Genomic DNA, 14,910 nt, shown 5'->3' on the forward strand with positions numbered 1-14,910 from the left:
AGGATTTAGTTTAATTGAGTAAAGTTACTTTTATGTGTTAATTTTTTGGGTAATTCGTTTTTGTTTGTTTAATCGCTAAGATTCTTCGTTTCGTCAATTCATTTTTGATTGCTTGTTTCTCAAATCCATCGGCAATAACTTGTTGCACATCTACTTCATTTGCAGAGTGTAATAATTGATTGATGTAATCTATTTGTGGATAGTCTTTATTTTCAAAACCTGTTCTACCTCGAGTATCAGCTAGACATACTTGTAGAAATTCTTGAAAGCGTTGTGATTTTCTCCACACATCAAAACGATTAAACAGCGTTATGACGGTTTCAGCTCGAAGCTCAAAGGCTTTGTGAATATGTGTGTGAAATTCACAAGTCAGTTCTGCAAGTTCTTGAAAATAACTTGGGACTTTCAAGCGTTTGCACAATGATCTAGTCGGTTTTATGCCAGCTTGTTCATGCCCATAATGATGAGGAAGAATATTTTGAGGTGTAAGAGCCTTGCCAAGATCATGACAAATTGCGGCAAAACGGACCGCACTTTTATTTAGGATAGGGTTATTTTCAGTCAAATTAACTGCTTGTTTTAATACCAACATGGTATGAATAAAACTATCCACTTCGGGATGATGTTTTACTGGATTTGGCACCCCATGAAGGGCATCGATTTCAGAAAATAAAACGCTTAATGCGCCTGTTTTATGTAAGGTTTCAAAATAAATTTCAGGATTTTTTTCGTTTAAGGCTTTTTCTGTTTCTAGCCAAACGCGTTCCGCCGTGAGATGTTGTAATTCTCCCGATAGGGCAAGTTCTGCCATTAGGGATAGTGTTTCTGATGCGATTTTAAAACCGAGAGAATGATAACGGGCTGCAAAGCGTGCCACGCGCAATACTCGTAAAGGATCTTCTGAAAAAGCGGGAGAAATATGGCGTAAAATTCGATTTTCTAAATCTTGTTTTCCGCCATAAGGATCGATAATTTCACCGTCTTCGCTTTGAGCCATCGCGTTAATAGTGAGATCTCGTCGAATTAAATCTTGTTCTAATGTGATTGTTGGGGAGAAATCACAAATAAAGCCCGTGTAACCTGCGCTAGATTTACGTTCTGTTCGGGCAAGCGCATATTCTTCTTTTGTTTTAGGATTGAGAAAAACTGGAAAATCTTTGCCTACTTGCTGATAACCGAGAGAGAGTAGCGTAGCGGGGTCTGTGCCTACCACAATCCAATCACGATCTTTTACTGGTAAATCCAATAATTGATCACGAACAGCCCCACCAACCAAATAAACTTTCATTCGTGATTATGTCCAGCCATCGCGACGGCGACGTTTTGGTAACACATAAGGAATGAGCAAGCCGAAGAGTAAGCCTACGCCCAATACTGAACCGCCATAAATAAACCATTGGATCGCAATTTCTCGTTTACCTGCATCAAGTATCGCTTCTAAATCACGATTTTTATTTTTGGTCATTTCAAGTTCACGTTTCAATTGTGAATTTTGTTCTAAAAGATCCGCACTTTGTTGCTCAGCTTGTTTGGTTCGACGTTGCATTTCGACGGTACGCTGCTGCCAATTGCCATCTAAACGACTAAGTTTTAAGGTTAATTCTTGGACTTGCGCTTTTAATTTTGGATTTTCTTCTTTACTACTTGGCGTGCTGCTTAAGTCTGAATTTAAAATCCAAGCTTCACGATTTTTATTGTCGCGAATGAGTGTGTATTTGCCTTGGCGTTCTAATACATTTACCGCTTCGCCCGCTTGAATTGAACCTGCAATTTTAAATTGTTCACCAGCACCACGGCGTAAAAACGTGCTTAAATTTTCAGTAACATATTGGGTTTCCGCATAAGCAACATTTATTGATGTACTTAAAAGTAAAGATGAGATTAAGGCTTTATAGATCTTTTTCATTTTTTCCCCTTAAACATCACAACAAAAGTGCGGTTAAAATTAACCGCACTTTTTATTGAGATCAATTAATTAAAGATAGTTCTTAGCACATAGAAAATAATAATGGCGAAAAATGCGCCTGCTGGTAATGTGACAATCCAAGAACTAATGATGTTTCGGATAACCGTTAAATTCAGTGCAGCGATACCGCGTGCAAAGCCGATACCTAAAATAGCTCCAACAAGTGTTTGTGTTGTTGAGATGGGTAAGCCTGTACCGGATGCAACGACAACAGTCATCGCAGTAGCAAATTGAGCGGCAAAGCCACGGCTTGGCGTTAAATCGGTGATCCCAGAGCCAACAGTCGCCATCACTTTTTGTCCCATAGTAATTAAGCCCACAGCAATACCTAATGCACCTAAGGGTAAAATCCACCAAGTTAAGGCTCCACCTGAAACAATTTTACCGCCTTCATTTACAATAGAGACCACTGCAGAAAGAGGGCCAATTGCATTGGCTACGTCATTAGAACCGTGCGCAAATGCCATCGCACAAGCGGTTAATAACATTAAAATACTGAAGACTTTTTCTACTGCACCAAAAGTGCCTTTGTTTGCTGATTGAGTGAAGATTTTGCTTTTAAAATAGAAATGGAAGAAAAACATTCCGATAAGACTGATGGCAAGTGAAATGATTAAAGTTTCACTGTTTGAAAGATTTAAGCCTAGGTGTTTTAAGCCTTTTTTCATCGTCACGATACAAAGTACAAACACGGTTATCCCCATATAATAAGGGCCATATTTTTGTGCATTTTTTAGTGGTTGTTCGGTATCAAAAATAAGTTTTTGCGTACTTGCAAAGATTGCATAAGCCAAAATACCCGCAATGACAGGCGTGACAAACCAGCTACCAACGATGCTTCCAATCTTTGACCAATCTACAGAACTAGGGCCAATCGTAATACAGGCAAATCCAATAATTGCACCAATAATAGTGTGTGTACCAGAAACTGGCCAACCCATTTTGGTTGCAATAAATAACCAAGCCCCAGATGCAAATAAGGTTGAAAGCATACCTAGAGCTAAAATATCTGGCGTATCGACAAATTGTATTGGATCGATTACACCACTTTTAATGGTTTGTGTTACTTCACCACCTGCTAGATAGGCACCAGCAGATTCAAAAATTAATGCGATAATAATTGCTTGTTTGGCGGTTATGGTACCAGATCCTACTGATGTTCCCATTGAGTTTGAGACATCATTCGCTCCAATTCCGAACGCCATAAAAAAGCCAAAGACTGCTGTGATCCACACCAACCAAGAACCATATTGACTAATAATTTCCATAGTTTATTTCCTATGTTTTGTTGATTATGAACGTGCGAGCATTAATTCAATGCGCGAACCGACACGTTGTGCTTGGTCAGCCAAAACACCAACCCATTCAATAATTTTATATAAGAACATTACATCAATTGGATTATAACGGCTTTCGATGGTGTAAAGCATTTTACGCAATTTGATCTGCATTTGGTCTGTATCATCTTCAATTGAATCAAGTTCTTGAATCATATCATTGACTAATTTGAGTTCACGGCCTTTAAAACCCGTTTCTAACAGCTTATCCATTTCTTCTATTACTCGGTGAGCTTGATGAATAGCATCTAAACTTCGTTTTACGTAATGTAAGAATTCTTCTTGCATTTCTTCAGGAATACCAAATTGACGACCAATCATACGGCCTGCAATATCTTTGGCATAATTGGCAAGTTTATCTTGTTGCGTGACTAATTCTAAAAGATCAGTACGATCGATAGGTAAGAATAAACCACGTGGCAATTTCAATCGAATTTCACGTTTTAAACTATCTGCCTCGCGTTCACATTGAGAAATTTCTAAGCGTTTTTCTTCCGCTTGTTCCCAATTCTTTGAGAAAGTAGTTTGAAAAAAAGGAATCAAAAGATCGCTACATTCGGTCACTTTTTCAGAGTGTTTTTGTAACGGTTTGAGAGGCGAATGGGCAAATAATCCGAGAATATTATTCATTGCCATAAGTGATTTACTCCAAATTAAGGGGTTAAAAATTCGTGCGCATATTACCCGATTTTTGTTGATAGTTAAAATTTTTCAAAAAAATTTGTAAGAAAAAAGGTTTATCTTCGACTAACTAAGCAACTGGGTAATATTTCCTAGTGTGGTAAGATAAGTAACTCAATACACTTTTCGCTTTAAAAGCGAGAAAATTTGAAAGGTAAAAAAATGAAGGATTGTAAGATGCAAGGTATCGGCAGTGGCGTAAGTTTATTAATTTTACGCTTTTTTCTCGCGTGGGAGTTTTTTGAGGCAGGATTAGAAAAATGGAATGGACAAAATTGGTTCGCTGAAATACAAGATCGTTTTCCTTTTCCATTTAATCTTATTCCAGCCGATATTAATTGGCACGTTGCAATGGGATCAGAATTAATTTTCCCATTCTTGCTGATATTTGGTGTGCTAACACGTTTTAGTGCATTAAGTTTAACGATTTTAATCTCTGTCGCGTGGTATAGCATTCACGCCGATTCAGGTTATAACGTATGTGATAATGGTTATAAATTACCATTAATTTATGTGGTGACTTTATTAATCTTAATTACGCAGGGAGCGGGGAAACTCTCTTTAGACACGCTTATTAAGAAGGTTTATCCAACTAAAAGCTGGTTGAAATTTCTCTAATTATTTATTTAAAATTCAAACTCTAGGAGATTATTCAAATGAAAAAATTAGCAACATTAACAGCATTAGCAGGTGCATTAACGATGGCAGTAGCGACAGCAGCACATGCTGAATCAAAGTCAAGCAATACTGATAATACAGCAACACCTTGTGTGGGCGATAAATGCGTGAAAACAAAAGCTGCAGAAGGTAAATGTGGTGAAGGCAAATGCGGTGCAGACAAAGCTAAATCTGCTGAAGGTAAATGTGGCGAGGGTAAATGTGGTGCGAGCAAACCGAAAGCTGCTGAAGGCAAATGTGGCGAAGGTAAATGCGGCTCTAAATAAGAATAATAATTATGCTGGTGTAACAATTTATGCCAGCTTTTATTAAAAAGGAGTTAATTATGAAATTACAAGGTGCTGGACTAGGTTATCGTCGGAATTTAGCTGAGGATTTTTTACAACTTCCCTCAAATAACGCTATTCAATTTATTGAAGTCGCACCAGAAAATTGGAGTAAAATGGGTGGAATGGCACGTTATCAATTTGATCAAGCAGCGGAAAGATTTCCGTTAGCAGTACACGGTCTTTCACTCTCTTTAGGTGGGCAAGCACCACTTGATCGTGAATTACTCCGTAATACGAAAGCATTAATGAATCAATATAATTCGTCTTTCTTTTCTGAACATTTAAGTTATTGTGAATGTGAAGGGCATTTATATGATTTATTACCTATGCCATTTACAGAAGAAGCAGTAAAACACGTTGCGCAACGAATACGTGATGTGCAAGATTTCTTAGGATTACAAATTTCATTAGAAAATACTTCTTATTATTTGCATTCTCCTACTAGCACAATGAATGAAGTGGAATTTTTAAATGCTATCGCACAAGAGGCTGATTGTGGCATTCATTTAGATGTGAATAATATTTATGTTAATGGTGTTAATCACGGATTGCTTGATCCTTATGTCTTTTTAGATCAAGTTGATGTTAAACGTGTTAATTACATTCATATTGCAGGGCACGATGAAGAACATTCTGCTGCACAAGTAGTAGAGAATTCAGCAAATGAATCATTTAATAAAGTAAAAGGAGCATATCGCCATTTACCTGAATTATTAATTGATACACACGGAGAAGCTGTAAAAGGCACTGTATGGGATTTACTCGAATATGCCTATCAACGATTACCTACGATTCCCCCAACCTTATTGGAGCGTGATTTCAACTTCCCACCATTTGCAGAACTTTACGCCGAAGTTGAGCATATTGCACAATTACAGCAAAAATACGCTCACACAGAGGTAATGTCTTATGCTGCCTAAGTCATCATTGAAAGAAACTCAGCAAGCATTGGCAAATGCTATTCGGTTAGGTAATGCAGATCCTTTAAATGGTTATGCTGCAAACCGTTTAGTGGTATATACACGTTTAGTTCGTAATAATGCTTTTGGTTTTATTGATCGTTGTTTTGTTGAAGCACCATTGCATATTGAGCCAGAGTATTGGAAAAATGCTAAAGAAAATTTTGTGCAAAATGGTAATGCCCATTCTCCTTATTTCCAAGATATTGCAGGAGAATTTCTCTTGTTTTGTCAAGAAAAAGAGATATTTGATACAAATATATTGGCATTGATGGATTTTGAAAATACACAATTACTCGCAGAAGTTTCTTTAGCCAAAGTGCCTGAAAAATTTGAGTGGAATAGACATAGCGTAATGCAATTATCTGGCGCAGCTTATTTAAAAAGTTATGACGTTGATTTTTTATCAAGTGACTTTAAACAATTTGATGACACGCCAATTCAAGCTATTATATGGCGTGATAGTGATTTTAGGATTCAGCAACAAATCCTTTCAGAGTTAGATTACTGGTTGTTAAGTTATCTACAAGAACAACCAAATTCATTAGAAAATGTTTTGTCTGCTCTTAATACAATGGTTGAAGATAGTACGTCAATAATCCCATTATTAGAGCAAGTATGGATGAAATGGGTTACATCTGAAGTAATTTACCCCGAACAAAGATAAAATTTTTGAAAATGCTGAGTAAGATGAAAATATTCATATTTTCATCTTACTTATTTTAATTGACATTTCACAATTATTGCTAATTTAGATTAGTAAATATTCACATTTTAATCTGGCTTTGTTATTTAAAATTATCAATATTATCCGATGAAATCTGTTTATGTTTTTCGGATTATTTTTTTATTTAAAAGTCGCAATATTTTAATCACAATAAATAAAAATTCATTTATAGCTATTTAATATGTAAAGTAAAACACCACAAAAATCTTGATTTATTTCTATTGTATTGTATATTTAACCAGTTAATTTAAATGGAGAATATTATGTTACAAGAAATTGAATTAAAATTGGCGATTTCGCCACAAATAGGTATTGAATTGCCACAATATCTTGCAAAATTTACGATTTTAGAACATCAAAATTTATTTTTGGGTAACACCTATTATGATTATCCCGATCATTTTCTTGCTAAACAAAAAATGGGGTTGCGTATTCGTCAAGAAGATCAAGAACTTACATTAACGCTTAAAACTAACGGCAAAGTTGTTGGTGGATTGCATAGTCGCCCAGAATATAATTTACCATTAACCGAAAAAGAAACGCCAACCAATGCCCAATTAAGAGTACTTTATCCTTTTGAACAATTACCTAGCTCTACACTACAACCTATTTTCTCCACAGATTTTAACCGCACTTTTTGGTTAGTTGAATTTCAACAATCTAAAATTGAAGTGGCATTCGATCAAGGCAAAATTATTGCAGGCGAATATGAACAGCCTATTTGTGAAATTGAATTTGAATTAAAATCTGGCAATGTGCAGGATCTTTTTGATTTTGTGGAAACTTTGCCTTTCGAAAGAGATATTTATTTTAGTAGCGCAAGTAAAGCGAAGCGTGGTTATTTGCTGGGCTCAAAACAATTTTTAACAGATTGGCTCAATAAATGGCGTGATTTCTTAAAAGAAGAACGAGAAAGTGCGGTAGATTTTTGTACAAAATTTAATTCTGTGTTGAAAATGGAACAGAAACTTTTGGAAGAAACCTTATCATTTTCTCCCACACTTTTTAGCCAAGATTTTATGAAAACAGTGGAGCGAGTCGGGGCATTTTTTAATCTTTATCATTATTATGATGAAAATGGGAAAATCTTAGAAGCAGTGGCAACAGAGAAACAAGAAGAAACTTGCTTACCAGCTTTGTTAGAAAGCAATCAGAAAATCTTTGTTGAAATTCGTGATTTGATTCGTTTTCACAGTGAAACGAAAGACAATGAAAAAACTATTGAAAAATTGACCGCACTTTTGAAAAGTCGAGTTTATTTTGAGCGAATGATCAAATTAATGGAATTATCTTATGACCTAGGGTAGGTATACCCTAGGCTAATCTCAGTGTTACCCCGTTGGGGTAGTTTGGTGTTCCCCAAAGGGGAACTACTATAACTATAATTAACCGTGGGTATACTTACCCACGGGAAGTTATCTACGGCAAATACGGAGAATAAAATGGCTAAAGCCCCGAAAACAGCTTATGTATGTAACGATTGTGGTGCGGAGTTTTCTCGTTGGCAAGGGCAATGTTCCGCTTGTAAAGCGTGGAATACAATCACGGAAGTGCGCTTAATTTCCACGGCAAAATCAAAAAATGATCGTTTTAGTGGCTATGCGGGGGAAACTCAGGCAAAAATTCAAACGCTCTCTGAAATTAGTTTGCAAGAAACGCCTCGTTTTTCCAGTGGCTTTAATGAATTGGATCGCGTACTTGGTGGCGGGATCGTACCGGGGAGTGCGATTTTAATTGGTGGGCATCCTGGAGCAGGGAAAAGTACATTGTTACTACAGGTTATGTGTGGTTTGGCAAAAAACATGACCGCACTTTATGTAACGGGAGAGGAATCATTACAACAGGTTGCGATGCGCGCAAGCCGATTGGGATTGCCAAATGATCAATTAAAAATGTTGTCAGAAACCTCTGTGGAACAGATTTGTAATTTGGCGGATCAATTAAAACCGCAAATTATCGTGGTAGATTCTATCCAAGTAATGCATTTGGCAGATATTCAATCATCGCCAGGCAGTGTAGCTCAAGTGCGTGAATGTGCTTCTTTCCTCACTCGTTATGCGAAAACTCGCCAAGTGGCGATTATTATGGTTGGACACGTTACGAAAGACGGAACCCTTGCAGGGCCTAAAGTGTTAGAGCATGCCATTGACTGTTCATTGTTATTAGAAGGCGAAGCCGATTCTCGTTATCGTACTTTGCGTAGCCATAAAAACCGTTTTGGTGCAGTCAATGAATTAGGTGTATTTGGAATGACAGAGCAGGGTTTGCGCGAAGTGAAAAATCCATCGGCGATCTTTTTAAGTCGTGGTGATGAGATTACATCGGGCAGCTCCGTTATGGTGCTTTGGGAGGGTACTCGTCCTCTTTTAGTGGAAATTCAAGCCTTGGTGGATCATTCAATGCTGGCAAATCCTCGCCGTGTTGCGGTGGGATTAGAGCAAAATCGCTTAGCTCTATTATTGGCGGTGTTACATCGACATGGTGGCTTACAAATGGCGGATCAAGATGTTTTTGTAAATGTGGTTGGTGGTGTAAAAGTCAGTGAAACCAGTGCGGATTTAGCTTTGTTGCTTGCGTTAATTTCAAGTTTCCGTAATCGCCCTTTGCCGCAAGATTTAGTGATTTTTGGCGAAGTTGGATTAGCGGGAGAAATTCGTCCTGTGCCAAGTGGACAGGAACGTATTAGCGAGGCTGCAAAACACGGTTTTAAACGTGCTATTGTTCCTTTTGGTAACAAGCCGAAAAGTGCGGTCGAAAATATGCAGGTTTTTACTGTGAAAAAACTCACGGATGCGCTCGCTGTGTTAGATAATTTGTAAAAAAATCATTGTCTACTGAAAATGAAAGGAAAATTCTGTAGAATAGTTGTTCCTTTTTATGAGCAAAGAAATAAAGAAAATGGAAAAAAAACGAAATAAAGCATTGGATGCGATAGATATAAAAATTCTGAATGAATTACAACGCAACGGTAAGATTTCCAATATCGATTTGTCGAAAAAAGTGGGGCTTTCGCCAACACCTTGTTTAGAACGAGTTAAACGTTTGGAAAAACAAGGTGTGATTATGGGGTATCGCGCACTGTTAAATCCAGAATTATTGGATGCACCATTGTTAGTGATTGTTGAAATTACATTAGTACGGGGTAAGCCCGATGTGTTTGAAGAATTTAATGCAGCGATTCAAGCGTTGGAAGAAATTCAAGAATGCCATTTGGTATCGGGCGATTTTGATTATTTATTAAAAACTCGTGTGGCAGATATGGCGGAATACCGAAAATTGCTAGGCACGACATTGTTACGTTTACCAGGTGTAAATGACACTCGAACTTATGTTGTGATGGAAGAAGTAAAACAAACCAATTTCCTTGTATTGAAATAATATGATTAAACAAATTACAGAACGATTTACGCTAAGACAGTATTTAGCGGAATTTTTGCTGGGATTAACCGCACTTTTTGGACTTTATTTGATTGTTGCTTGGTCAAGTTATACGCCCCTTGATAATTCTTGGGCAACAGCCAGTGCGTATGGAAACACAATTAATAAAGTTGGTTCATTTGGGGCGTGGATAATCGATCTTTTTTTTGTTTTTTTAGGTTATGTTGCCCATATTATTCCTTTCACCGCTTTTCTCGTGCCTATTTATTTATTGAAAACAAAAGCAGTTAAACAGCTTTCCTGTACTCGAATTATTTTACGTAGTTTTGGCTTTATCATGCTGATTATTGGGCTTTGCGTAATGAGTATGTTGTTTTTATCAAGTAATACTTTTTATTTGAGTGGCGGTGTATTGGGCGGATCGCTTGTTGTAAATTGGTTTTATCCTGTATTAGGTAAATTTGGTTCAATTTTAATTGGTTTTGTGCTTGCTTTAATTGGTTTTATTTTTTGTTCTGGCGCATCGTTAATTCGATTAATTGTTGCATTTTATCATTGGCTAACAATGAAAAATGAGCAATCAGAAAATGCTGAGCAAGAAAAATCAACGGAAGAATTAGAGCAAATTGTGATTGTAAAATCAGATTGTTCAGAAACAGAAAATATAGATCAAAATCATCTCAATGTAGAACAAAATTGTGAAATAGAAACAGTAAAGCTATCCTTAGAAGCAGAAAATATTTCAATTGGCGAATCTTCATCACATTTAATTAATATTAGCGGGTTAAATCCAGAGGTTTCTATAAAATCAGAATATCAACTCGTGAACGAAGAGAATGAAAAACCGCAATTTTCTTTTGGGTTTGATTCTGAAAGCTTGCCTAGTGTGAATTTATCGAGTGATTCAGATGAACAAAGGGTAAGCAAAAATGATTTTGTCGCAGTTTGGAATAAGCCTGTAAAAACAGTTGTTCAAGAAGATTTAGCAATTAATCAAAGTGCGGATGATTTTACTCAAGTTTCTTTGCTAACAAAAGATGAAATGCCAACAGTTTTATTAAGACCCAGTCATGAATCTTTGAATACTGAAATGGTAGATAATCATTTTGCTACTCAAGTTGATGAAAAGGTAGATTTAGAAAAAGATGGAGTGAAATTTAACCTATCCTTACAGGATGATATGGAAGCCGTTCAATTAGACAAAAATCAAGAGCCTAATTATAAAGGTTATAGCGGTAGCTTGATTCATCCTGCATTTCAACAGCAAACAACAAAACGTGAAAAACCGAGTACACCATTACCTAGTTTGGATTTGCTTTTAAAATATCCGCCAAATGAACAACGCATTACACCAGATGAAATAATGGAAACCTCACAGCGTATTGAACAACAATTACGCAATTTTAATGTAAAAGCCAGCGTAAAAGATGTGCTTGTTGGTCCTGTTGTTACGCGTTATGAATTAGAATTACAGCCAGGGGTGAAAGCATCAAAAGTCACGAGCATCGATACCGATTTAGCAAGAGCATTGATGTTTCGTTCTATTCGTGTGGCAGAGGTTATTCCAGGTAAACCTTATATTGGTATTGAAACCCCAAATCTTCATCGTCAAATGGTGCCATTACGTGATGTATTAGATAGCAATGAATTCCGTGATAGCAAGGCAACTTTACCTATTGCTTTAGGTAAAGATATTAGTGGCAAACCAGTCATTGTTGATTTAGCAAAAATGCCACATTTATTGGTAGCAGGTTCTACGGGATCAGGTAAGTCTGTTGGTGTGAATACGATGATTCTAAGTTTACTTTATCGTGTTCAACCAGAAGATGTGAAATTTATTATGATTGATCCTAAAGTCGTCGAACTTTCTGTTTATAATGATATTCCGCATTTACTGACACCAGTTGTAACGGATATGAAAAAAGCCGCTAATTCGTTGCGTTGGTGCGTAGATGAAATGGAACGTCGTTACCAGTTGCTTTCAGCTTTACGCGTACGAAACATTGAAGGCTTTAATGAAAAAATTGATGAATACGAAGCAATGGGAATGCCTGTGCCAAATCCAATTTGGCGACCGGGAGATACGATGGATGCAATGCCACCAGCGTTGAAAAAATTGAGTTATATTGTGGTTATTGTCGATGAGTTTGCTGATTTAATGATGGTAGCGGGTAAGCAAATCGAAGAACTGATTGCACGGTTGGCACAAAAAGCGAGAGCTATTGGTATCCATTTAATTTTAGCCACACAACGCCCCTCTGTGGATGTGATTACTGGTTTAATTAAAGCAAATATTCCAAGTCGCATTGCCTTTACGGTGGCAAGTAAAATTGACTCACGTACTATTCTTGATCAAGGTGGCGCTGAGGCTCTTTTAGGTCGTGGAGATATGCTTTATTCTGGACAAGGTTCATCTGATTTAATCCGCGTACATGGAGCCTATATGAGTGATGATGAAGTCATCAATATTGCCGATGATTGGCGAGCACGCGGTAAACCTGATTATATTGATGGAATTTTAGAAAGCGCAGACGATGAGGAAAGTTCAGAAAAAGGGATATCAAGCGGTGGAGAATTAGATCCACTCTTTGATGAAGTAATGGACTTTGTTATTAATACTGGTACAACTTCAGTATCTTCTATTCAACGTAAATTCAGCGTAGGTTTTAACCGAGCTGCGCGTATTATGGATCAAATGGAAGAACAAGGGATTGTTAGCCCAATGCAAAATGGTAAGCGTGAAATTTTATCGCATCGTCCAGAATACTAATTTAAAAGGAAAGTAAAATGAAAAAAACAACCTTAAAATTTGCCGCACTTGCCTTACTTGGTTTGAGTAGTTTGGCATTGGCTGATGCGGCAAGTGAATTGCAAATGCGTTTAGCTAAAGTCGATGTATTAAGTGCAGAATTTGTGCAAACAGTAACTTCTGGAAGTGGCAAAAATGTTCAACAAGGAAGTGGCAAACTTCAAATTAAACGCCCAAATTTATTCCGTATGGAGACTAAAACCCCTCAAGAAACCCAGATTATTTCTGATGGTAAAACCTTATGGTTCTACGATCCATTTGTGCAACAAGTGACCGCACAATGGGTAAAAAATGCGGTAAATAATACTCCTTTTGTTTTGCTTACCAGCAATGATAATAGCCATTGGCATCAATATACGGTAACACAACAATCGGATACCTTTGTGTTAAAACCAACCTTATCCACAAGCAACATTAAGCAATTTGATATTCGTGTTGATGCTAATGGAATATTGCGAAATTTCAGTACGACAGAGAAAGATGGGCAAACCAATCTTTATGTTTTACGTAATATTACGAATCAAACCTTGTCTGATAGCTTGTTCCAATTCAAGCCAGAAAAAGGCGTTGAAGTGGATGACCAACGTAAAAAATAACAAGTGATTATTTTAAATAAGGGCGTAGAAATACGCCCTTCAATTTTGTGAGAAATAAAAAATGTCTAACCTCAATTTTGATTTTGCCGAAAATGATTTTCGCCCACTGGCGGCAAGAATGCGCCCAACAAATCTAGAACAATATTTTGGGCAAAGCCATTTAATTGGCGAGGGCAAGCCACTGCGGAAAGCTATCCAAGCTGGCCATATTCATTCAATGATTTTGTGGGGTCCACCAGGTACGGGGAAAACAACCCTTGCAGAAATCATAGCACAACGTATTAATGCGGAAGTAGAGCGAATTTCTGCGGTGACGAGTGGTATCAAAGAAATTCGTGAAGCGATTGAGCGTGCAAAACAAAATCGTCTTGCAGATCGTAAAACTATCTTATTTGTGGATGAAGTCCATCGTTTTAATAAAAGCCAGCAAGATGCATTTTTACCGCACATTGAAGACGGAACCGTTATTTTTATTGGGGCGACAACAGAAAATCCCTCTTTTGAGCTAAATAATGCGTTGCTTTCTCGTGCCCGAGTGTATGTGCTGAAATCACTCACAACGGCTGAAATTGAACAAGTTTTGCAGCAAGCTGTAGAAGATCCTGAACGTGGATTGGGTAAAGAGCGGTTAATTTTAGAAGAGAATTTACTGCAAGTGCTTGCCGAATATGTTAATGGGGATGCACGATTAGCCTTGAATTGCCTCGAATTAATGGTGGATATGGCAGATGAAACGGAAAATGGAAAGAAAATTGACCGCACTTTATTAAAAGAAGTCTTAGGCGAACGTCAAGCGAGATTTGATAAACAAGGTGATCGTTTCTATGATTTAATTTCTGCGCTACATAAATCTGTTCGCGGTTCTGCTCCAGATGCTGCGCTGTATTGGTATGCACGAATTTTGACAGCGGGTGGAGACCCTTTATATGTCGTGCGCCGATTACTTGCCATAGCTTCAGAAGATGTGGGAAATGCAGATCCTCGTGCTATGCAAGTCGCATTGGCTGCTTGGGATTGCTTTACTCGAGTGGGGGCTTATGAAGGGGAGCGAGCCATTGCCCAAGCCATTATCTATCTTGCGGTAGCGCCAAAAAGTAATGCAGTTTATACCGCATTTAACACTGCGAAACAGCAAGCGAAAGATTTACCTGATTACGATGTTCCACCACATTTACGCAATGCGCCGACTAATTTAATGAAAGAGCTCGGATATGGCACTGAATATCGTTATGCTCACGATGAACCTAACGCTTATGCGGCAGGCGAAAATTATTTCCCACTTGAATTAAAAGACACTCAATATTATTTTCCAACGAATAGAGGTATGGAAATTCAGATTAAGGAAAAACTAGAACGGTTACGTGAGCAAGATAAAAGTGCGGTGAAAAAACGGTATAAATAATCTTTATTTAGGATTTTTTTAGAATGGAATGAAAGTGCGGTTAATTTG

Annotated in this window: 14 protein-coding genes; 10 read left to right on the forward strand and 4 right to left on the reverse strand. The window is 37.4% G+C overall.

The window, feature by feature from the left end; all coding sequences use genetic code 11:
* Positions 1–37 precede the first annotated feature (37 nt).
* The 4 genes from DQN49_RS06860 to DQN49_RS06875 form a co-directional block, all read right to left on the reverse strand.
* Entirely contained in the window at positions 38–1,288 is a 1,251-nt protein-coding gene (locus DQN49_RS06860) for a multifunctional CCA addition/repair protein (protein ID WP_006996438.1), read from the reverse strand.
* A gap of 6 nt (positions 1,289–1,294) precedes the next feature.
* Positions 1,295–1,906, reverse strand: coding sequence for a TIGR04211 family SH3 domain-containing protein (locus tag DQN49_RS06865; protein WP_006996437.1), 612 nt, complete (start codon positions 1,904–1,906; stop codon positions 1,295–1,297).
* Positions 1,907–1,971: 65 nt separating this feature from the next.
* Entirely contained in the window at positions 1,972–3,234 is a 1,263-nt protein-coding gene (locus DQN49_RS06870; RefSeq protein WP_006996436.1) for an inorganic phosphate transporter, read from the reverse strand.
* 24 nt (positions 3,235–3,258) lie between these two features.
* Positions 3,259–3,939: a TIGR00153 family protein gene (locus DQN49_RS06875; RefSeq protein WP_005647270.1), complete on the reverse strand. Its 681-nt coding sequence runs from the start codon at positions 3,937–3,939 to the stop codon at positions 3,259–3,261.
* A 222-nt stretch (positions 3,940–4,161) separates the two neighbouring features.
* Here DQN49_RS06875 and DQN49_RS06880 point away from each other — a divergent pair, with 222 nt between their 5' ends.
* From DQN49_RS06880 to DQN49_RS06925, 10 genes are all read left to right on the forward strand, one after another.
* Entirely contained in the window at positions 4,162–4,602 is a 441-nt protein-coding gene (locus tag DQN49_RS06880) for an HvfX family Cu-binding RiPP maturation protein (RefSeq protein ID WP_005686601.1), read from the forward strand.
* A 38-nt stretch (positions 4,603–4,640) separates the two neighbouring features.
* Entirely contained in the window at positions 4,641–4,928 is a 288-nt protein-coding gene (gene hvfA, locus DQN49_RS06885; RefSeq protein ID WP_005681701.1) for an oxazolone/thioamide-modified RiPP metallophore HvfA, read from the forward strand.
* A gap of 59 nt (positions 4,929–4,987) precedes the next feature.
* The gene (locus DQN49_RS06890; protein WP_013525968.1) at positions 4,988–5,911 is read left to right on the forward strand and encodes an HvfB family MNIO-type RiPP peptide maturase; all 924 of its coding nucleotides are present in this window, start codon (positions 4,988–4,990) and stop codon (positions 5,909–5,911) included.
* Positions 5,901–6,617, forward strand: coding sequence for an HvfC family RiPP maturation protein (locus tag DQN49_RS06895; protein WP_006996434.1), 717 nt, complete (start codon positions 5,901–5,903; stop codon positions 6,615–6,617). The genes DQN49_RS06890 and DQN49_RS06895 overlap by 11 nt, the downstream gene beginning before the upstream one ends.
* 323 nt (positions 6,618–6,940) lie before the next feature.
* Positions 6,941–7,984, forward strand: coding sequence for a CYTH domain-containing protein (locus DQN49_RS06900; RefSeq protein ID WP_013527754.1), 1,044 nt, complete (start codon positions 6,941–6,943; stop codon positions 7,982–7,984).
* Positions 7,985–8,119: 135 nt separating this feature from the next.
* Entirely contained in the window at positions 8,120–9,496 is a 1,377-nt protein-coding gene (gene radA, locus DQN49_RS06905) for a DNA repair protein RadA (RefSeq protein WP_005668320.1), read from the forward strand.
* Positions 9,497–9,575: 79 nt separating this feature from the next.
* On the forward strand, positions 9,576–10,055 hold the full coding sequence (lrp, locus tag DQN49_RS06910; RefSeq protein WP_005664572.1) for a leucine-responsive transcriptional regulator Lrp: 480 nt from the start codon (positions 9,576–9,578) through the stop codon (positions 10,053–10,055).
* Between the two features lies 1 nt (position 10,056).
* Complete coding sequence (locus DQN49_RS06915; protein ID WP_013527753.1) at positions 10,057–12,825, forward strand: DNA translocase FtsK; 2,769 nt, start codon at positions 10,057–10,059, stop codon at positions 12,823–12,825.
* Between the two features lie 17 nt (positions 12,826–12,842).
* Positions 12,843–13,460, forward strand: coding sequence for an outer membrane lipoprotein chaperone LolA (gene lolA, locus DQN49_RS06920; protein WP_006996427.1), 618 nt, complete (start codon positions 12,843–12,845; stop codon positions 13,458–13,460).
* A gap of 61 nt (positions 13,461–13,521) precedes the next feature.
* Complete coding sequence (locus DQN49_RS06925) at positions 13,522–14,862, forward strand: replication-associated recombination protein A (protein WP_006996426.1); 1,341 nt, start codon at positions 13,522–13,524, stop codon at positions 14,860–14,862.
* The last annotated feature ends 48 nt before the right edge of the window (positions 14,863–14,910 follow it).

Source organism: Haemophilus aegyptius, assembly GCF_900475885.1.
GTDB classification, from domain to species: Bacteria; Pseudomonadota; Gammaproteobacteria; order Enterobacterales; family Pasteurellaceae; genus Haemophilus; species Haemophilus influenzae.